General features: G+C 60.5%; 19 protein-coding genes. 5 read left to right on the forward strand and 14 right to left on the reverse strand.

Going from position 1 to position 19,775, the window contains the following annotated elements:
• Positions 1 to 382: 382 nt before the first annotated feature.
• Both CFBP5499_RS11365 and CFBP5499_RS11370 read right to left on the reverse strand, forming a co-directional pair.
• Positions 383 to 2,680 (reverse strand): hypothetical protein, encoded by a 2,298-nt coding sequence (locus CFBP5499_RS11365; RefSeq protein ID WP_175416695.1) that lies wholly within the window; start codon positions 2,678 to 2,680, stop codon positions 383 to 385.
• A 70-nt stretch (positions 2,681 to 2,750) separates the two neighbouring features.
• Positions 2,751 to 4,049: an adenylosuccinate synthase gene (locus tag CFBP5499_RS11370; RefSeq protein WP_080824419.1), complete on the reverse strand. Its 1,299-nt coding sequence runs from the start codon at positions 4,047 to 4,049 to the stop codon at positions 2,751 to 2,753.
• 241 nt (positions 4,050 to 4,290) lie between these two features.
• Here CFBP5499_RS11370 and CFBP5499_RS11375 point away from each other — a divergent pair, with 241 nt between their 5' ends.
• Positions 4,291 to 5,178, forward strand: coding sequence for a DMT family transporter (locus tag CFBP5499_RS11375; RefSeq protein WP_175416781.1), 888 nt, complete (start codon positions 4,291 to 4,293; stop codon positions 5,176 to 5,178).
• Between the two features lie 93 nt (positions 5,179 to 5,271).
• On the opposite strand, the gene CFBP5499_RS11380 is transcribed toward CFBP5499_RS11375, so the two are convergent.
• The 4 genes from CFBP5499_RS11380 to CFBP5499_RS11395 all read right to left on the reverse strand — a co-directional run bounded on the left by CFBP5499_RS11380 (position 5,272) and on the right by CFBP5499_RS11395 (position 9,781).
• Positions 5,272 to 5,805, reverse strand: coding sequence for a transglutaminase-like cysteine peptidase (locus CFBP5499_RS11380; RefSeq protein ID WP_080824417.1), 534 nt, complete (start codon positions 5,803 to 5,805; stop codon positions 5,272 to 5,274).
• 287 nt (positions 5,806 to 6,092) lie between these two features.
• Positions 6,093 to 7,115, reverse strand: coding sequence for a hypothetical protein (locus CFBP5499_RS11385; protein ID WP_080824416.1), 1,023 nt, complete (start codon positions 7,113 to 7,115; stop codon positions 6,093 to 6,095).
• 27 nt (positions 7,116 to 7,142) lie between these two features.
• Entirely contained in the window at positions 7,143 to 8,915 is a 1,773-nt protein-coding gene (locus CFBP5499_RS11390; RefSeq protein ID WP_080824415.1) for a hypothetical protein, read from the reverse strand.
• Between the two features lie 14 nt (positions 8,916 to 8,929).
• Positions 8,930 to 9,781, reverse strand: coding sequence for a hypothetical protein (locus tag CFBP5499_RS11395; RefSeq protein WP_130932418.1), 852 nt, complete (start codon positions 9,779 to 9,781; stop codon positions 8,930 to 8,932).
• Between the two features lie 617 nt (positions 9,782 to 10,398).
• Between CFBP5499_RS11395 and CFBP5499_RS11400 the strand changes: the two genes are divergently transcribed.
• Complete coding sequence (locus CFBP5499_RS11400) at positions 10,399 to 10,983, forward strand: transglycosylase SLT domain-containing protein (protein WP_080824413.1); 585 nt, start codon at positions 10,399 to 10,401, stop codon at positions 10,981 to 10,983.
• 182 nt (positions 10,984 to 11,165) lie between these two features.
• On the opposite strand, the gene CFBP5499_RS11405 is transcribed toward CFBP5499_RS11400, so the two are convergent.
• The 5 genes from CFBP5499_RS11405 to CFBP5499_RS11425 all read right to left on the reverse strand — a co-directional run bounded on the left by CFBP5499_RS11405 (position 11,166) and on the right by CFBP5499_RS11425 (position 15,265).
• Complete coding sequence (locus CFBP5499_RS11405) at positions 11,166 to 11,780, reverse strand: alpha/beta hydrolase (protein ID WP_080827225.1); 615 nt, start codon at positions 11,778 to 11,780, stop codon at positions 11,166 to 11,168.
• A 102-nt stretch (positions 11,781 to 11,882) separates the two neighbouring features.
• The gene (locus CFBP5499_RS11410; RefSeq protein ID WP_080824412.1) at positions 11,883 to 12,827 is read right to left on the reverse strand and encodes a VOC family protein; all 945 of its coding nucleotides are present in this window, start codon (positions 12,825 to 12,827) and stop codon (positions 11,883 to 11,885) included.
• 163 nt (positions 12,828 to 12,990) lie between these two features.
• Entirely contained in the window at positions 12,991 to 14,067 is a 1,077-nt protein-coding gene (locus tag CFBP5499_RS11415) for a siderophore-interacting protein (RefSeq protein WP_080824411.1), read from the reverse strand.
• Between the two features lie 70 nt (positions 14,068 to 14,137).
• On the reverse strand, positions 14,138 to 14,851 hold the full coding sequence (gene ung, locus CFBP5499_RS11420; RefSeq protein WP_080827224.1) for a uracil-DNA glycosylase: 714 nt from the start codon (positions 14,849 to 14,851) through the stop codon (positions 14,138 to 14,140).
• Positions 14,852 to 14,869: 18 nt separating this feature from the next.
• Complete coding sequence (locus CFBP5499_RS11425) at positions 14,870 to 15,265, reverse strand: VOC family protein (protein ID WP_080824410.1); 396 nt, start codon at positions 15,263 to 15,265, stop codon at positions 14,870 to 14,872.
• A 251-nt stretch (positions 15,266 to 15,516) separates the two neighbouring features.
• On the opposite strand from CFBP5499_RS11425, the gene CFBP5499_RS11430 reads away from it, so the two are divergent.
• Positions 15,517 to 15,873, forward strand: coding sequence for a YbaN family protein (locus CFBP5499_RS11430; RefSeq protein WP_080824409.1), 357 nt, complete (start codon positions 15,517 to 15,519; stop codon positions 15,871 to 15,873).
• 12 nt (positions 15,874 to 15,885) lie between these two features.
• Here CFBP5499_RS11430 and CFBP5499_RS11435 read toward each other — a convergent pair whose 3' ends face one another.
• From CFBP5499_RS11435 to CFBP5499_RS11445, 3 genes are read right to left on the reverse strand one after another with little or no spacing between them, the layout of a single operon-like run.
• Positions 15,886 to 16,668 (reverse strand): heme ABC transporter ATP-binding protein, encoded by a 783-nt coding sequence (locus CFBP5499_RS11435; protein ID WP_080824408.1) that lies wholly within the window; start codon positions 16,666 to 16,668, stop codon positions 15,886 to 15,888.
• Entirely contained in the window at positions 16,665 to 17,753 is a 1,089-nt protein-coding gene (locus CFBP5499_RS11440) for a FecCD family ABC transporter permease (protein WP_080824407.1), read from the reverse strand. Before CFBP5499_RS11440 ends, CFBP5499_RS11435 begins: the two co-directional genes overlap by 4 nt.
• A complete protein-coding gene (locus tag CFBP5499_RS11445; protein WP_080827223.1) occupies positions 17,750 to 18,643 on the reverse strand; it encodes a heme/hemin ABC transporter substrate-binding protein in 894 nt (297 codons plus the stop codon). Before CFBP5499_RS11445 ends, CFBP5499_RS11440 begins: the two co-directional genes overlap by 4 nt.
• 186 nt (positions 18,644 to 18,829) lie before the next feature.
• Between CFBP5499_RS11445 and CFBP5499_RS11450 the strand changes: the two genes are divergently transcribed.
• Both CFBP5499_RS11450 and hutX read left to right on the forward strand, forming a co-directional pair.
• The gene (locus tag CFBP5499_RS11450; RefSeq protein ID WP_006314959.1) at positions 18,830 to 19,177 is read left to right on the forward strand and encodes an antibiotic biosynthesis monooxygenase family protein; all 348 of its coding nucleotides are present in this window, start codon (positions 18,830 to 18,832) and stop codon (positions 19,175 to 19,177) included.
• 10 nt (positions 19,178 to 19,187) lie between these two features.
• Positions 19,188 to 19,712 (forward strand): heme utilization cystosolic carrier protein HutX, encoded by a 525-nt coding sequence (gene hutX, locus CFBP5499_RS11455; RefSeq protein WP_080827222.1) that lies wholly within the window; start codon positions 19,188 to 19,190, stop codon positions 19,710 to 19,712.
• Positions 19,713 to 19,775 lie beyond the last annotated feature (63 nt).

Raw genomic sequence — 19,775 nt, forward strand, 5'->3', positions numbered from 1 at the left:
CTTCGGCCGGGGATTTTTTGTTTGTAAAAGGCGGGCGATGGGAAATGGTCTGCCTCTGAGACCCGCGATTGTGTTGGAGGAAAAGCGGTAGGGAAAATATCCGCGCTTCGGAGTATGCCGCTTCCCCCCCTCTGCCCTGCCGGGCATCTCCCCACAAGGAGGGAGATTGGCAAGACGCGCCCGCGTTTCGCTATCTCGACTGTCAAGAAAGGCGAAACCTTGCCGCGAGTCGATCTCCCCACCTGTGGGGGAGATGCCCGGCAGGGCAGAGGGGGGTGAGCCACACCCACCAGCACCAACTAACCCACCCATCACCCGACAAACGCAAAGACACCGCCGTAGCCATATAACAAAAAGGGCGGCCTGAGCCGCCCTTAAATCATCACTGCCCGGTCGCCGGAGCCGATGCCGCCCATTCGCCGAGCGCCTTGTCGAAGGCGGCGATGCCGTCATTGCCCTTTTGCAGGGTCAGAAGCGCACGTCGGCCGTTGCGATAGGAAACCGGAATGTCGATCCAGTTGCGGCTCTTCAGAAGCTCCAGATTGGTCTTCATCGCATCCGGGAAGTCGTTGAGCGCGATCATGTGGAAATCGTCGGTGATCTTGGCGGGAACCGCGATCAGCGCGTTGCCGCGATCCTGCTCGGTGCTCTTCATCGCGATGCGCTGGACGCTGTCGATCGCACCGCCTTCGAAGCCTGGCGAAACCGAGAAGACGATCTCGATCAGATGGCTCGCCGGCAGCGACGGATCGGTGTTGCGCTTGAAGGTGATGAGCGCGCTGAGACCACGGCCGGGAACGGTGATCTGGCCCTGCACGGTGGGCGAGGGCTTGCCTTCCGCGTCATTTTCCTGCTGCAGCGACCAGGACACGCTGCCCTGAATGGCCGTTGGCACCGTCTGGCCCAGCACTTCCTCGTAAAGGAACATGCGGTCGCCGGTGGCGGCAGCGGCAGGCTGCTGTCCCGCCGGCGTGCCGGCCGGCGTTCCCGCAGGTGCACCCGCAGCATTATTGGCGGGAGCCTCGCCCGCAGGCGGCGGCGCGACGTTCTGCTCATAGACAGACTGGCCTTCGGCCGTAACGGGCTGGCCGTTCGATCCGGTTGCCGGTCCTTCGTCCCGTTCGGTGCCATCGGCCATAAGCCGCTGGGTAAATTTGGTGCCGGTGACGGAACCGTCATCACCATGCGGCTGGGTCTGGTGATTGTTGGGCGTGGTCGGCTGCTGCTGGCCGTTAGTGGCCGGCGGTTGCTGGGTGGCCGGTGGCGTCGAAGGCTGCGTCTGCGCCGTCTCTGTGGGCGGCGTCTGGCCATTGCCGCCATTCTGCGCGGAACTGACCAGCCCGCCGACCATATCGTTCAGCGCATCGCGGTTCGTCCACACGGCATAACCACCGCCGGCCAGCAGCGCCACGCCGACAAGGGCGAGCACGACCGAGGCATAGTTACGGCGCGGCTTTTTCTTGACCATATAGGCGGGCGTCGCCGCAGCAGCACCAACGCCCGGCGCTTCATCCGAAGTCTGCCGGTTGGACGCGGAAGCGCCATCATAACCGATCAGCTCGTCCAGATCGTCCCAGGGTGTGCGTTCCTTATTGTCCTTGGCACCCGCCGCCTGCTCGCCGAAGAGATCATTATCCGCACGCGGCAGCGCCGGCGCGTCCTTGGCGGGAATGGCAATATCCGCATCCTGGAAATAGGACGAGAAATCCTCGACCACGGCTGCCTTTTTCGGAGCCTGCTCTTCCACCTGGTGGTGTTCGTCAAAATCATGACGGCCGCCAAAGGCCGGCGCATGCTCCACCGCGGCAGGGCCGAAACGGTTATCCGCCTCGCGACGCTCATCCTCTTCGTAAGGGGCCGGCTCGAAACTTACGCCCGGTTCCTGGTAGTGCTGAGCGGAATAACCGGCAACGAGCGGACGTTCGCCGCTCTCATCGCCAATATCCCCATAGGCTTCGCCGGCCGGGCGCGCATCGTCGTTCTGCGCTTCCTCGAGCTTGCGCCAGTCGTCCTCATCCACCGGCTGCGCCCAATGGGAAGGAACGGAATCATCGGCAGGGGCGAACGCCGTTTCAGGCTCCGCATGGTCGTCCTGCGGCTGGTGAGCCGGCTCTTCTTCCGTGCGGGTGAAATAGGTGCCGACCTCTTCGGTGGAGGCGGTCACCGGGGCCGGTGCGGCATGCACGGGTTCCGGCGCATCATAAAGCTCTTCCGGCTCGTGTTCCCCATGATGCCGCTCTTCTTCGGAAGCGTGGGCATCGTGGCGGGGTTCGTCGTGATGGGCAGGCTCTTCATAAACCGGTTCGTGCTGCACCTCTTCACGATGAACAGGCTCTTCCGGTTCGTCTTCGTGCTCGGCTTCGGCAGGATGGGCCGCCGCTTCATCGACGGCCTCCTGATGCTCATGGGATGCCGCCGTTTCTTCTGCCACCGGGGAGACAGCGTCATCCTCCGTCAGCGCCGGAAGCGCCTCGGCATATTCGCTATCCACCTCGGCAATGGCGGCGTCCAGCTTGGCGATCTGCCGGCGCAACAATTCTTCCGGCGGACGTGGCTTCATATTCTCGAGTTGGCGCACAACCGCACTGCGCGCCTTGTCGTAAACCTTCGCCCGGTTTTCGGGAGTATTGTTCGCCAAGCCATCCACGGCCTTGCGAATGACTGCTACAAAATCCGCCATAAGCACTTTCTCGTCGTGACCGGCGACGTACCGGCCCGATATGGTTTATGAATCTAGATCGCCGAGGACATTAGTCCTCAAACGGATCAGTCACAAGTATGGTGTCGTCACGCTCCGGACTTGTCGACAGAAGCGCGACAGGCGCCCCGATCAATTCCTCGACCTGACGGACATATTTGATTGCCTGAGCAGGCAAATCCGCCCATTTTCGGGCACCGACTGTCGATTCTTTCCAGCCTTCCAACGTGACGTAGATCGGCTCGACCCGCGCCTGCGCACCCTGGCTTGCCGGAAGATGGTCGATTTCCTGACCGTCGAGCTTGTAGCCGACGCAGATTTTCAGCTCGTCGAGGCCGTCAAGCACGTCAAGCTTGGTCAGCGCAATGCCTGTAATACCATTGGTGGCGACCGACTGGCGCACCAGCGCGGCATCGAACCAGCCGCAACGGCGCTTGCGGCCGGTGACGGTGCCGAATTCATGACCTTTTTCGCCCAGGAACTGGCCGATCTCGTCATGCAACTCGGTCGGGAACGGACCTTCACCCACGCGGGTGGTGTAAGCCTTGGTGATGCCGAGAATATAACCGAGCGATCCCGGACCCATGCCCGAACCGGCAGCGGCCTGGCCGGCAACCGTGTTGGATGAGGTCACGTAGGGATAGGTGCCGTGGTCGATATCGAGCAGTGAGCCCTGAGCGCCCTCAAACAGGATGCGCGCACCGGCGCGGCGCTTCTTGTCGAGCAGCAGCCAGACGGTTTCGCTGAACGGCAGGATGCGCTCGGCAATCGAGCCCAGCTCTTCCATGATGGTTTCATGCGAGACTTCGGTCGCGCCGAAACCGCGACGAAGCGCATTGTGATGGGTAAGGATGCGATCGACCTTGGCGGAAAGCGCCTCCATGTCGGCAAGATCCATAACGCGGATGGCGCGGCGGCCGACCTTGTCTTCATAGGCCGGGCCGATGCCGCGGCGGGTGGTGCCGATCTTGGTGCCGCTGTTGGAGGCGGCGTCTTCGCGCATGCCGTCCAGTTCACGGTGCAGCGAAAGAATGAGTGTGGCATTGTCGGCGATGCGCAGGTTTTCCGGCGTGACCTTGACGCCCTGCGCTTCCAGACGGCCGATTTCAGCAATCAGCGCATGCGGATCGACCACGACGCCATTGCCGATGACAGCGAGCTTGCCGGGACGCACGACGCCGGACGGCAGAAGCGAAAGCTTGTAGCTGACGCCATCGATGACAAGTGTGTGGCCGGCATTATGGCCGCCCTGATACCGCACGACGACATCTGCCCGCTCGGACAGCCAGTCGACAATCTTGCCTTTGCCCTCATCGCCCCATTGCGAGCCGACCACCACAACATTCGTCATTTCTTGCTTTCCTGCTCATGGCGCCTGCGCGCCCGATAACCCGATGGGAAACCCAAACCCGCGAATGTATACTGTGTTGTTTTACGGAAAGCGACCCTGTTTCTTATGGTGAATTTTGCTTTTTCCGTGACAAGGCGCGGATTTCCCGCATTATCTCGCCCCGTGGGGACAGGCGCGGACGCAAGGTCGCGGTTTACCCCCTGCCGTTTTTCCCGCCCCCATGAAAAAGCGAAACATCAGCGTGCCCTCGAAAGCCTATATCGCCCTCATCATCGCCACGCTCTGCTGGGGTGGCAACACCGTTGCCGGCAAGCTGGCCGTCGGCCACATCAGCCCCATGGCCTTCACCTTCCTGCGCTGGGTCCTCGCCGTCGCCATCATCTTCGCCATTTCCGTGCCGCAACTGATCAAGGATTGGCCAGTGGTGAAACAGCGCCTGCCCTATTTCTTCGTGCTCGGCAGTGTCGGTTACACCGCCTTCAACGTGTTTCTCTACACGGCGCTGCAGCACACCTCGGCCATCAATGCCGCCGTCATCCAGGCCGGCATTCCCATGGTCATCTTCGTCCTGAACTTCATCCTGTTCCGCACCCGAGTGCTGTTCGGCCAGATCGCCGGCTTCTGCCTCACCATATCAGGCGTGGCGCTGCTCGCCTCGCATGGCGATCCGGTCTCGCTGCTGCAACTGGAAATGAATGCGGGCGACGCCATCATGCTGCTCGCCGTTTTGGTCTATGCCGTCTACACCGTCATCCTGCGTTGGAAACCCGCGGTCGACTGGCGCACGCTGATGGCGATCCCCGCCTTTTTCGCCCTCCTCACCTCGGTGCCGCTGGTCTTCTTTGAAATGTCGCGCGAAAGCCTGATCTGGCCGGATCAGAAAGGCTGGGTGCTGGTGGTCTATGCCGGTATTTTTGCTTCGCTCATCGCGCAGATTCTCTACATCAAGGGTGTGGAGCAGATCGGCGCCAACCGCGCCGGCCTCTTCATCAACCTCGTGCCGGTCTTCGGCACGCTGCTTTCGGTCCTCGTGCTCAGCGAAACCCTGCACACCTATCAGATCGCGGCGCTCTTCATGGCGCTTGCAGGCATTGCCGTGGCCGAACGAAAAAAATCGCCGGCTTCCTGAACCAATGAGGATCAGAAAAACCGGCGCAGTCTGGCAGGCATGAACGAGTGGAGCATCGGATCGAAAATCCTGTCCGATGCCCGAGGGGAAAGGTCAGAGCGCGGTTTCGCGGCTGGCCGGAGAGACGTGGGCGTTGCCAAGGACGATATCGCCCTTGTCGGTGGTAACAACAAGCACCTTTTCGAGCGATCCGTCATCCTGAAGTGTGAAAGCAAGCCGCAATGCGTTGGAAGACCAGCCGGCGCCGGCAAGGGCCGTGCGCTTGATCGCAGCGCAGTCACCGCAATCCCCGAGGCTTGCGGATGGCGTTGCCGGAAGATCAGTTGCAAAGCCGGAGACATAATCATCGAGCGCGCCCATGGTGGCGTTCACATCGCGGTTGACGCGCAGCAGTTCCTCACGGCGCTCGACCGTCAGCGGCGCGGCGATGGTGGACACACACTGGCCGGCGGCAAGAACGCAGCCATCAAAACCGCCGGGTGCCGAAATGCCGATTGCGGTCACGGCGGACTTCTCGACGGCGGCAAATCCACGGGCAAAACCGGCAGCACCCGCCGCATCGGCATGGGTGGACATGGAAGCAATGGCAATTCCGCAGATGGCGGCAGCAATAATCTTCTTCAGCATTTCATACCCCGTTTGCGATCCGCCGGCTTGTGCCGGTCTCGATTTCGTTTCCGGAGCGCCTCTTTCAAAGGCCGCTCCCTGTCTGTGATCCCACAATGGCACAGCACTGTTTTCAGCCGCTTTAAGCCGATTGCTACAATTTTATCGGTTTTCATTTTTGAACAGCGGCGGCGGCTTTCCGTCCATTACCCATGTGCAAACGGAGAAACCGGCGGAGCAGGAACTCCGCCGTCAGCAAGGCATCTGCCTGAGAAATACGCACGGCAAGAGCGCGCCATGCCGGCGGTTCAGGTCTCCTTGGCCTTCTGCGGCGGCGTTCCGGCACCGCGAATATTCATGACCTTGTTCAACATATCGAACCAGAAGGGAGCCCCGAGCGACAGGGCAAGCGCCGTTATCAACCATCCCACGAGCTTCACGGCCATGTCTAAAACCGAGCAGCCACGCACTTCGATCTTGCCGGCCGCACCGGATGGAGGAGAAGCCACAGTCTCCTGCCCCCAACCGATAGGCAATGGCCGCAAATTATCCAGCTGATCAGCCAGTCGGCGCAACCGGCAGTCCATCTCGGCTCCCGCATCGGCTTCGTTCGCCGAACCGGGGGGCGAAGCGCACGCAGCCGCGTTGACCTGCGAGATTTCGGGAAGCATCTCGCCCACCTGCCGCACGATCTCGCGATCACCATCGTTCCAGATCGCTTTTCCGACGGCGATGCTGTCCGCATTCAATCCGACGGCGACGGCAAGACCGGCACCCAAGGAAATCAAGCGCAGCTGACGTTTATATTCACCGGCCAGCCTGTCCATGGCCGTATCAAACCATAAGGCGATATGATCTCGAAGCTTGGCGATATCCGTCTCACCCATCGCGAGCGCCGCCGCCAGCACATCCTTCACCCCAGCGGGAATGGCGGCTGCGCCATCGATCTTCTCGACCATCGCTTTCAGATCGGTAATAGCAGGCATGGGTGTTTTCGGATCGAGGCTTGTGAGCAAAGCCATCGCGAAATTGCGGCTGTCGAGATAGGAGGAATGTTTGCCGGGCGCTGGTACACCCGACGGCTCAGGGAGATTGGCATGGGACGAAGCAAGCGTGCCCCGGATCAGGCCGTTTTGATAAAAGCGTTGCAGCAGTTCCCCACCCGCCGGCTCATCGAGCAGTTTCTTTACCGCCGCGCTCAGCAACTTCGCCCGCAGCTTCAAACCGGTCGCAACGATCTCGTTGAGCGTCGTGCAAATCAGGCTGAGCGAGAGGTACAGGAATGCGAGGCCGATCGAGACATCCACGATGCCGCCGAAATATATGCCCATGATTGAAACCTTAAAAAATACGGCAACTTATATAAGTTTTATGAAATCGCGGGACAGATAACGCCTGTTGTTCTGCCGGGCTTCAATGCCCTCCACTCCGCCTTTCCGATTGGTGTTGCCCTCAATGGTATCGAAGGTCTCGGCGCCCATGGACAGGACAAATCCCACATGGCTCCAGTCGCTCGCATCTTGGCGGATGACGAAAAGATAACCCGGCCGCAGCCTGGAGGAACGAAGCAGCGGGGTGGCAACCTCATTTTCCGCAATGAAACGGCCGCTGGCCTTGGCGTCTGCAACCAGCGCATCGACGCCAACCTGCCGCTTCAATGGCGGCTTGATACCCATGTCCCGCGCCGCCTGCTCGATGATGAGCGACACGAAACCGGCGCACCATGGCTGGTCCTTCCCCTCCGCCCCGCGCATATAGGCGCGCACCCAGGGACCGCAATTATCGTCCCCGACCTCCCTTGGCCACTCCGCGACGTGCTGCCGCGCCACCTTCAATACGGTTTCCTCGAAGGACGCGCCCGGCACGACCTTTGCCGTCGCCCGGCGGAGCGGCGCGGTGAGGATCGCCCACAATTCCTCATTCAGCACCGTTGCGCCGCTGCGCCCTTGCGCCTGGGCGAAGCGATTGAGCACCGTTTCGGTGGATGCACCGAAATCGGCGTCAATGCCGGTATGATAGCCGTTCAGGTTGAGCCATTCCTGCAGGCGCTTGACACCTTTTCCGGAAGATCCGTCCTTCAATGCGTCGGGAAAGTCGAGTTCCTGCTCGATCGATTTGAAAGCGGTTGCGGAAAGATCCGGAGACAGCAGCGCAAGATTGCCCGTCGCCGCCAGAGGATTGGCCTTCAGCGCGTTGGAAACGTCGAACGACACCGCTCCCATCTCGATCAGCGTTTTCAGGATGATCGCCGCGCCGACCTGCTGCGAAGGGACTCCGGGATCGAAATAGCGATCGCGAGTATATTTGCCTTTTTCGTAGTGGTAGCAACCACTCCATAAATAGGGCGTGGGCATTTTCCGACGCTTATATTCGTTGTTGATACCGTTGTATTTGTGCCATCGATGCAGCGTGTTGGTTAAAGACCAGTACGTGATCTTATCCAACCCCTCATATGTCACGGCATAACGTGCGGCCGTCTCCCAGTCATAGGGCGGAGAGCCGAAAGGCGGCTGGTTTGGAGGTTCCCTGACCGTGCGTCCGCTCAAGGGATCGCCATTCAGCAAATGGCCTTTGAAATCGAAGCTGCATTCCATGCCATGGACGACCGCCACGAACCACCAGGGCACCATGGTTCCGGACACCACAGCGGCATAACGCTTCTGGTTTTCAACCACCTTACGCGCCGCGAACTCCGCCTGGGAGCGCCATTCCGGACGAATCTCCATCGTGTCCCACAGGGTCTGGTAATCTTCCGACCAGCCCGCCGGCTTGCCGGTCGAGACACTTGCAGGGGCGGCAGGCGGCTGTTTCGTCGCCGCATCCAGCTCGGTATCGGAAAATTCAGCCTTTTCCGGCGGCTCAAAGGGGTCCGCTGCGGAGGAGGGAAAAGGTGAAGCCCGGACAGCTTTCGCAGCGCTATCGAAAGCCAAGCCATAGGCTGCAAGCATTTTTATCGCGGTTTCATATTGACCAAGGGCCAAGAGATCGAGCGCGGGAATCAAAACCCTTTCACGGGCATCGGCCGCATCCATTCCCGCCTTGTCATTTTTTGCTTTCGCAGCTTGATAATCATCGCGGGCGACGCGAAGCAGAGATTCCAGGCGTATTTCCAGTTCGTCGCTTGGTGACATGTGATTTGTCCTCGCTATCGCGCGCGCTCAAGTCTGATTCTCTCAGCGAGAATTCTGAGTTCTATCGCCGCGCCGTTGAGATTGCTGATGCTGATAGTGTTGGGGGTTTCCGCAGCTTGAGCAGCACGCGCAAGTGCAACGCTCGACTGATCAATCAAGAGCACCCAACCGGCGAGAAGGCGCCGATTTTTCTTCTGCAACTCATCGTCTTCTTGATTGCCGCCACCGTCTCTGGAATATCGTCTCTGCCCGGCCGCCAGCAATTTGTACATAGCCGGCGTTGCAGACCGAAGGGCGGATAAAAATTCCTGCATTTTCTTGTTGTTTGTGCTGAGCCGAACTCGAAATTCTTCTCTTCCAGCGGCCGCCAGCAATGAGTTTCCAACAGCCTCAGCCGCACGAACTCCCGGCCAAATCTTATCTGCGACGGCAAGAACCTCTTCAGGAGCAGATCGCTTTTTTATAGCTGTGATACTTTCGTAGGCGCTGTCCACATTCGCCGCAAACCCGGTAAAACGCGTTACCAGCGTCTCTGCATTTTCGCCCGTCGCCAAAGCGACAAGAGCGGCATTATAATCTTTGAGAGCAATAAGCGAACGACGCAACGACGCCGTCAGAGGCGGTTCTGCACCTTCGATATAATAGGCTGCGTGGTCAGGATTGAAATCACGGTCGGCGGCATGACTCCTCTGCCACGAATTCCGTTCCGCTTTGGCCAGATCCGCCAATAGCAGATCGGCCTCGACATACTGCGCCTCATAGGCTTGCCGGTAGAGCTCGAACTCACGCAGGCCGGCGGCCGTACAACCCGGCAGAAATAGCAATATAATTATAAAATTTCGCAATAAAATACTTGAATGCCGCACTACAGCCCCCGCCAGCGACGTATAAATATTAAAACGGAGAGTACTATTTCAAATTCAATTGTAAAGAGAAAAAATGGCGTCCAACATCTTTATGTTGAATTTGGCTACGATTTTTTAACCATATCCGATCGCCGCCGCTTCGAAGTCCGAAGCAGCGCCATAAAACGATAAAAGGGGCCGCATCGCTGCGGGGGTATCAAATGGTATTGCAGGGTTTTGCAGACGATGCGGCCCCGGCTCCGACATTTCAGCCTGTGACGCGCCCACCAAACCGGTTCCTGTTTGAGGGGTGGACACATACCGGCCGCCTCAACCGTGACATTGGGAAATTCCCCGATCTCGGCCGCCTGCCCCGCCCACCTTGCGCCGCGCGCACGCTTGATGATCGGGATGGGGAGGAGTCTACCGCACCCGGCAGCAGCGGGGATGCGCGGGGATCAACAAATTCCAAAAAAGGCGAGAAAGAGATGCGCGGTGCGGGGTCTCGCCCCATCCCGGACACAGGAATTTTCATGGTGTTAACGGCCGCCCGATGTCAGGCATTTGAATTAACCTTGTCTTAAAACCCGACGTTAATGGTTAGCAATTTAAGAATAGCGGAACGAAAGGGTTCCGTTATGCGTGGCGTATCTGCCGTTGTTTTCCTGATGCTCGTCCTGGCAGGCTGCGCCACCGCACCGTCACAGGTCACCAATGCCTGTGCGATCTTCGAGCAGCGGAACGGCATCTTCAACAACTGGCGGCGCGATGCAAAAGCCGCCGAGCGCGAATTCGGCGTGCCCGTGCCCGTCATGATGGCGACGATCTATACCGAATCCGCCTTTCGCCCCTATGCCCGGCCGCCGCGCACCAAGCTTCTCGGCTTCATTCCCTGGACACGCCAGTCGACCGCTTATGGTTATGCGCAGGCGCTTGACGGCACATGGAGTGTTTACCAGCGTGAAACCGGCCGCTGGTCGGCAAGCCGCACCGATTTCACCGATGCGATCCATTTCGTCGGCTGGTACCACGCCAAGAGCCGGCGCGAAAACGGCATTGCGCTGAACGACCCCTACAATCTCTACCTCGCTTATTATTCCGGCCATGCCGGCTATGCGAAAGGCAGCTGGCGCAACAATGCCGCAGTCCAAAAGGCCGCCCGCCGTTCCGCCAACATGGCGATGCGTTACGAGGCACAGTTGCAGCAATGCGGATATCGCTGAGGCGGGGGTCCAGGACCATTTTCGCCTGTAACGCGGAATAGTGGATCACCTACCTTTCCGTCACCCCGGACCTGGTCCGGGGTCCAGCGCGATCAAGTCCTTGATCGCGAAAGACCCCTTTCACGGCGCAGACGCGCCGTGGCTGGATGCCGGATCAGGTCCGGCATGACGGGGGTAGTCACCTACTCCACATAGCCCGCCAGAAAACCCCTGACCGCATCGATCTCGCCGGAACGGATTTCATGCCCGCCCGGGTGCCACATGGTTTCCACCGTGCCGCCCTGAGATTTCAGGCTCTCTTCCAGCGCCTTCGTCAACGGCACGGGGCAGATCGGATCGCGCTCGCCGGCCGTGATGAGCACCCGGCGCGTGGGTTTTGCCGGGGAAATCTTCGGCTCGAATGGGATGAGCGGATGCATCAGCACCGCCGCATCAAAAAGCTCCGGCTGTTCGATCAGCACATTGGCGAGTATATTCGCGCCGTTGGAAAAACCGAGGCCGATGGCCGGCCCGGCCTGATAATGTTCCCGGTTCGCCTTGACGAAATCCGCCATCTTGCCGGTTGCCCGCTGAAGATCAGCCATGTCGTAAACGCCCTCGCCCGTGCGCCGGAAGAAACGCGCCGCACCATGTTCGGAGACATCGCCGACCGGCGAGATGATGGTGGCCTGCGGCAGCAGACGCGCGCCGAAATCGAAGAACTGGTCCTCATCGCCGCCGGTGCCGTGCAGCAGAACGAAAAGCGGTGCGCCCGCCGCGCCGGCGCGGGATTTGTGGAAATAGCTGTCTTTGGTCATGGGAAAATCCTTTCTGGAAGGAAGAAGGTTCAGTGGCATCCGCACGGCTTTTCAGCCGAGCGGAGCAATCTCATCTGGAACGAGCGGCCAAGTCCCTGACAATTAAACCGTCTTCTCGTCCCCAAGCGGTTCCAGCTGCTTTTCCAGCACGGCGCGCAGATGCGCGTGTTGGGTGGGCAGTTTCAGCGCCTCGCCGAGATGGGCGGTGTCCTCGTCGCGGTCAAAACCGGGCTCGTTGGTGGCCACCTCGAACAGCACGCCGCCGGGCGTGCGGAAATAGATTGCCCAGAAATAATCGCGGTCGATGACCGGCGTCACCTGGTAACCCGTATCCATCAGGGCCTTGCGCACTTCCAGCTGCTTTTCACGGTTTTCGACCGCAAAAGCGATGTGATGCACGGAACCGGCACCCAGCTTCGCACCTGATATATTCGGCATGGTCTCGATATCGATGACATCGGCACCGTTACCGCCGGGCATACCGAGACGCAGCACGCCGTCCTGACGGTCCACTTCCTCGTAACCCATGAATTTCAAGAGTTCGGCGGTCGCGCCTTCATCCCGAAGCCGCAGCGAAGCGCCTTGAAAACCACGGATCGCCTGATCCTCGCCGACGCCATTGCCGGTCCATTGCGCGCGACTGTCATCCCTGACCTCGACCAGCGCAAAACCGTCGCCGTCAGGGCCGGCGAAATGCAGGCGCTTGTTGCCGAAAGCGTCGTCCGATTTCAGGCCGTCGACTCCGGCCTTGGAAAGACGATCCTGCCAGTAGCCAAGCGATCCTTCCGGAACGGAAAACAGCGTCGTACCCACCTCACCCGTGCCGGGACGGCCGCGGGCAATATGCGGGAACGGGAAATAGGTCATCACGGAGCCGGGCGTGCCGACCTCATCGCCATAATAGAGATGATAGACGTCAGGCGCGTCGAAATTGACCGTCTTCTTTACCCGGCGCAGGCCGAGTGTGTCAGTGAAAAAGCCGTTGTTCTGGCGCGCACTCGCCGCCATCGACGTGACGTGGTGCAGACCCTTTATCTGGTTGAGCATGATTAAACCCCTTTTCGCCGGCGGGCCTCACATTGGGGCCTGCCCTGTTCATGGCGTTAAGATGGGGTAAGAGCCGCCTCAGGCATAGAGTGGACGACAGGAACGGATTGTTCCCGATCAGTGAACAATAAAATCGACTGTTCAACCACTCGCGCAGGCCATCTCAATGGTCGTCGGCAACGCCCATGGTCCAGTAACCCACGGCACGCAGGGACGCCTTCGGGAAACCGATTTCGTCGGTCAGGAAGGATTTTACCGCTCTCGCCTCAGATTTTTCGCAGGCGGCAAAGACATGCAGGCCCTCATGATCCGCGCTCCAGGCGTGATCGCGCAGCGCCTTTTCAATGAGGCCGGAAGTGCCGGCTGGCTTGCCGCGTCGATAGAGCCACGTCCATTCGACATCGGCTGCGCAGACTACCTCCTGCCGCTCGGCCTCGTCGTCAATTTCGGCATAGACGCTGAGTGTCTTGCCGGCAGGCATTTCGGCTGCCATACGCAGCATCACCGGCAGCGCGGTCTCGTCCCCGGCAAAGACATAACGGTCGGCTTCCGGGCAGACACCGCTCGGGCCGACGATGCCGAGAACATCGCCCGGCTTGGCCGTCGCGCCGAAGGTGGCACCCGGCATATGGTTACCCTCATGCATGACGAAATCGATATTGACTTCGCCGCGGGCGATATCGCCGGAACGGATGGTATAGACACGCCGCGTCAGGAGATCGTCGCCCGCCGGCCATATGATCGCGCCGGTGGGTGCGAGATAGGGCCAGACCGGCGCGCGGGCCTGATCCGGCACCAGCAGCAGGCGCACATGCATTCCACCTGTCATCAGCCTGTCGATGCCGCTTTCGACTGACACGACCAGCCGGCGCATATGCGGCGTGAGATTATAGGCACGCGCGACCTTGCCGCGGAAAAGATTGGGCAGCTCACGCTGTTCCGCGCCATGGCCGCTCCAGCGGAAATCCAGCCCCGCCTCGCCGGAAAACTCGGCAATATGCTCGGCCACCATGGCCTTGACCGACGTCAATATATGTTCGGAAACGCAGTTCACCCGCGCGGCGAAACGGCCGCCCTCGGCGCTGAAGCTGCCATGGCCATATTCCGTCTTGAACCGTACCGTCGACCCGTCGCGCTCCATCTCCATATGCTCGGAGAAATGATCCTCGAAAGCATTGACGATCGACAGCGGGTCGGGCAGCGAAACGGAGGTTTCTGCAGACAGAAGAGACACGGGCATAATCCTTCACTTTGTAGTCCGGTTATCTTTAACCCCGGGACTGGCAAAGCGCAAAGGTATTTATGAGTATTTAAAGAAGGTTTTTGTCGCTTTCTACCACGTCAGGCAATTGCCAGTCGATCGGATCACGGCCATGCGAAACGAGGAAAGCGTTGGCCTTGGAAAAATGGCCGTTGCCGAAAAAGCCGTTATGGGCCGAAAGCGGCGAAGGGTGCGGCGAGCGCAGCACGAGGTGCTTGCGCTGGTCCACGAAGGCCGCCTTCTTCTGGGCATAGGAGCCCCAGAGCAGGAAGACGACATGGTCACATTCATCATTCACGGCGCGGATGACCGCGTCGGTGAATTTTTCCCAGCCCTGCCCCTGATGTGAGGCAGCGCGGGCCTCTTCCACCGTCAGCACGCTGTTGAGCAGCAGCACGCCCTGTTTCGCCCAGCTTTCCAGAAAACCGTGCTTGACCGGGCGAATTCCGAGATCGCTCTGTAATTCCTTGTAGATATTGACGAGCGAGGGCGGAATGCGCACGCCGGGCTGCACGGAAAAGCACAGCCCATGCGCCTGGCCAAGCCCGTGATAGGGATCCTGTCCCAGAATGACGACCTTGACCTCATCGAGAGGTGTCAGATCGAGAGCGCGGAAATATTCCGCGCCCTTCGGAAAGATGCGCTTGCCGGCAGTCTTTTCGGCAAGCAGGAACTCTTTCAGCTTCTGCATATAAGGGCTGGCGAATTCGCCTGAGAGAACGTGCTTCCAGCTGTCTTCGAGTTTGACGCCTGCCTCTGCCATGCCCGCCTCCATCAGAGCTTATTTGAACCGGTTGCCGCGCTGCAGCACTTCGATCTTGTAACCATCCGGATCGCAGATGAAAAAGTATTTTGCGAAAGGCTGGCCCTTATAATCGGCTTCGATGATCTTGCCGGGGGTAAGTCCGATCTCGATGAAACGCTGATGTTCGGCGTCCACGTCGGCTACGCTAACGGCGAGATGACCATAACCGTCGCCCAGCGCATAGGGCACTTCGCGACCCCGGTTGACGGTCAGTTCCAGCTCGAAATCGCCCTCGGCATTGCTGAGATAGATCAGCGTGAAATTCTCGAACTCGGCGCGTTCCGCAACCTCAAGCCCGAAAGCCTGTTTGTAAAATTCCACCGAACGCTTTTCGTCCAGCACCCGGACCATCGAGTGGATCAGCTTGGCCATGGTGTTTCCTTCTTCTTCCTGTTGACGGCCCGGTTATGCTCCGGGCATCGCGGCCCAAGGGAATAAGGATTGAGCGCCGCGCTTTCAACCCTAAAGGCACCTGGCGGCAAAGCGTAACGGCCCGATCACGGCAAATGTGATGGCGAAAACCTCCGATTTTTCCGGTGCGGCCGGACCTGCGGCAACGGGACCACATCGATTTGGCGCCGCCGCTCTATCCTGAGTACTGAACTCATGATACCGGCTTAGGCATGCGCCTTTTATACCTCTGTCTTGGCTGGCTGATGGTCGCGACCGGCATTGTCGGCGCGTTTCTTCCCGTTTTGCCCACCACGCCCTTTCTGCTTCTGGCGCTCTGGTGTTTTTCCCGCTCCTCGCCGAAACTCGAGGCATGGCTTCTCGCCCATCCGAGGTTCGGTCCCTCGCTTCGCCGCTGGCGCGAGCGCGGCGCAATCGCCCGCAAGGCCAAGATCGCGGCACTTTCCGCCATGACGGTGAGTTATGCCGCCTTCTGGTTTCTGAGCGAGCCGCCGCCGCTGCGGGCGACAATCGTCGCCGCGGTCATGCTCGGCTCTGCGCTCTTCATCGCCACACGGCCGGAAAGCTGAAGACAGGCTCTGCTAGCGATGCCGCGATTGCGGCAGCACATAGGGGATATGCCGCGCCGGCAGCCGGCCGACGACGCCGCCAATGCCATAAACCCGGGCGATCGTCTCGTCGCTGATCGTTTCCAGCGAAGGCCCGCTCGCCGTCACCCGGCCGCCATGCATGACGATAAGTTGATCGGCAAATTCCGCCGCCAGATTGAGATCGTGCAGAATGGCGAGCACGAGACCGCCGCCGCTTGCAAAATCGCGCGCCGTTTCCAGCACGGAAATCTGGTGGCCGATATCGAGGCTGGCCGTCGGCTCATCGAGGAACAGCGCCCGTGCCTCGCCATTTTCCACCGGGTTGGGCACCTGCGCCAGCGCCCGGGCAAACTGCACCCGCTGCTGCTCGCCGCCGGACAGCATGTTGTAGGACCGCTGCTCGAAACCCCGCAGCCCGGCCCGGGCAAGCGCCCGGCGGGCCTGTTCTTCCGGTGCGCGCGAGCCCTGCGCCACAGCCCCCATGCGCACGATCTCCAGCGCGGTGAAGGGAAAGGCAAGCTGGGTATTCTGCGGCAGCACGGCGCGCATACGGGCAAGTTGGACCGGCGTGAATTGCGGCAGGGCGACATTATTATAGGTCACCGAACCGGTTTCAGTGCGCATCTCGCCCGAAAGAACCTTCATCAATGTGGATTTGCCGGCACCGTTCGGGCCGATGATGACATTGACCTTTCCCGGTTTCAGGTCGATGCCGACGGCATCGAGCAGGCGACGGCCGGAGCGGATGAGAGTAATGTTTTCGGCCCGGATCATGGCGCATTCCGCATGGAAAACCCGCCGCGGCCAAGCAGCAGGAAGAGGAAGACCGGCGCGCCGATGAGCGCCGTGACAACGCCGATCGGCAGTTCTGCCGGCGAGGCCACCGTGCGGGCAAAACTGTCGGCCAGAAGCAGAAGTGCCGCGCCGCCCAGCGCCGAGGCCGGCAGCAGGAAACGATGCGACGGGCCAATGGCGAGGCGCAAAAGATGCGGCACGACGATGCCGACGAAACCGATGGAACCGGCCGCCGCCACGCTCGCCCCGCAGGCGGCGGCAACGGCCAGAATGACGACCCGCTTCAGCCGCTGCACCGGAATGCCCATGTGGAAGGCGGCAGCATCGCCGAGGATCAGCGCATCCAGCCCGCGTGCGACGAAGGGAATGATGGCAAGCACGATGATGATGAATGGCAGGGTGGCCAGCACCTTGGCGGGCGTCGCCCCGCCCAGCGAACCGAGCGACCAGAAGGTGATGTCGCGCAACGCCCGGTCATCGGCCATGAAGATCATCAGCCCGGTTAGCGCGCCACTGATGGCCGCAACCGCAATGCCCGCCAGAATGAGCGTGGTGGTGGAAGTCGCGCCGTCCTTGGTGGCGATCACATAAAGGATCCAGGTGTTCAGCAGCCCGCCGAAAAACGCCATCAGCGGCAGGAAATGCGGGCCGAAAAACACGGCCACCGTGGCAAGCGCGCCTTCGCTCAGCGAAATGGCCGCAACAGCAAACAGCGCGGCGCCCGAGGTGACGCCGACAATGCCCGGATCGGCCAGCGGATTGCGGAAGAGGCCCTGCATCATCGCGCCCGAGACACCAAGCCCCGCGCCGATCAACATGCCGAGCGCCGTGCGCGGCAAACGCACGGCTTCGAGAATGACCCTGTCGCGGGTATCGAGCTGATCCCCACCACCGGTGAGATAGGCAAAGAGTTCGGAGATGCCGACGCCGGTGGGACCGCTGACAAGCGATACGCCACAGGCAAACAGCAGGATGCCGACGAGTACGGCAAGGGTGACGACCCCTTGGCGGGATCTGTCGCCCGCAACCCCACCCTCGGTGGAACTCAAGACGGCAAGGCTCACGGCTTCACCACGTCAGGGTAAAGCTTGTGCGCCAGCTCCCGGCCGGCGGCCGGCGTGCGTGGGCCGAAACCGATGAGATAAAGCCCATCCATGCTGATGAGGGCCTTGCTGGCAGCGGCCGGCGTGGACTGGAAGGCCGGCAGCGCGAAAATTTCGGCCGCCTTGGCGGTATGGTCACCGCGCGCCATGGTCAGCACCACGTCGGGTGCTGCGGCAATGACTGCCTCATCCGTCAGCGGCTTGTAACCGTTGATCTCCTCGGCCGCATTGATGCCGCCGGCCATTTCGATGATCGCCGCCGCTTCGGTATCCTTGCCCGCCGCCATGATGCGGCCACCGGCGGTGGAGAGCACGAAGAGCACCCGCTTTTTGCCCTTTTCCGGCACCGCGGCAACATCCTTGGCGAGAGTATCGAGCCCGGCTTTGGTCTCCGCAGCCAGCGCCTTGGCCTTGTCGGAAAGACCCACGGCCGCACCGACATCCTCGATCTTCCTGGGGATGGCATCGCCGCTCGGCGGCGTATCGACGGTGACGAAAGGCACCGCACTTGCCTTGAGAATGGAGACGACATCCGCCGGGCCGGAACCGTCTTCGGAGAGAATGAGATCCGGCTTCTGCGACAGGATGCCCTCCGAAGAGAGCGCCCGCATGTAACCGATATCAGGCTTGGCGAGCGCGTCAGCCGGGTAGCTGCTGGTACTGTCACGCGCCACGATGCGGTCCTGCGCACCCAGCGCATAAAGGATTTCCGTCACCGTTCCGCCCACCGCAACGATGCGTTTCGCCTCCGGATTACCCTTGTCCGATGCCATGGCAGCCGGCGCGGCAAAGGCGATTGCGGCGGGCACGAGGGCGGCGAAAAAGAGGGGACGAAGGCGGGAATTCAACATGGCGCTATCCTGAAACACGACCCGGCGCAGGTTCGCCCGCGCCACTAATCTTGAGTTATTTACACATGTTTATAAACCGCGCAATCGATAAGTAGAGTATTTTTGTTCGCTTTATCGTGAACCCCTTTCCAACCCCGTTCGGGCTAGATATCCTGACTGAAACTGGAAACTTAAAGGGAGACTTTCATGTTTATCGCAATGAACCGCTTTCGCGTCGTGCCGGGTTATGAAGAAACCTTCGAATCCATCTGGCGCGAGCGCAAATCGCACCTGAGCGAATTGCCGGGCTACATCGAATTCCACATGCTGAAGGGCCCGAAGGCGGACGATCATACGCTTTATGCCTCGCACACCGTCTGGGCCACCAAGGACGATTTCCTTGCCTGGACGAAATCCGAACAGTTCCGCGCCGCCCATGCCAAGGCCGGCGAGAACCGTGGCAAGGTGGAATATCTCTCCGGCCCGCATTTCGAAGGTTTCGATGTCATCATCCATGAAGACAAGAATGGCGAGCGCCATTCGATTGCTGCCTGAGGCCCGGCTGATGAGCATTGCAGCGCAGAAGACCGACGACGACAGGCAGGCCCGCGCCGCCGCAGCCCTTGCCGAAAAACCCGACGGTATCGTGGAGGCCATCGCCGCCAGGGCCGAGGTGACGCCGGCCGAAATTCTGGCGATCCTGCCCGAAGGTGCCGCCGTTTCTGCGCCGGCGGACCGGTTCGACGCGATCTGGAACGAGATGCGCGGCTGGGGCGAAGTCCTGATGATCGTGCAGACCGGCGATATCGTGCTGGAAGTGCCGGGCCACCTGCCGGAAGGCAGTGAAAGCCACGGCTGGTTCAACATCCACGGCGATAGCCCCATTGGCGGTCACATCAAAAAGGACAATTGCGCTGCGATTACCTTCGTCGACCGCGGCTTCCACGGCCGCCGCTCCTGCTCCGTCTGGTTCATGAACGCCGCCGGCGGCGCCATGTTCAAGATTTTCGTTCGCCGCGACGAGAACAAGGAACTGCTGGCCGGGCAGCTGGCGAAGTTCGAAACGCTGCGGGACGGTTTCCGCGGCTGAACCAGCGAGAATGAAAAACCACCGCCCCTGGCGGTGGTCCAGCTTGATAGAAAACCTGTCCTC

The sequence above is a fragment of the Agrobacterium tumefaciens genome, from assembly GCF_005221325.1.
GTDB lineage: Bacteria > Pseudomonadota > Alphaproteobacteria > Rhizobiales > Rhizobiaceae > Agrobacterium.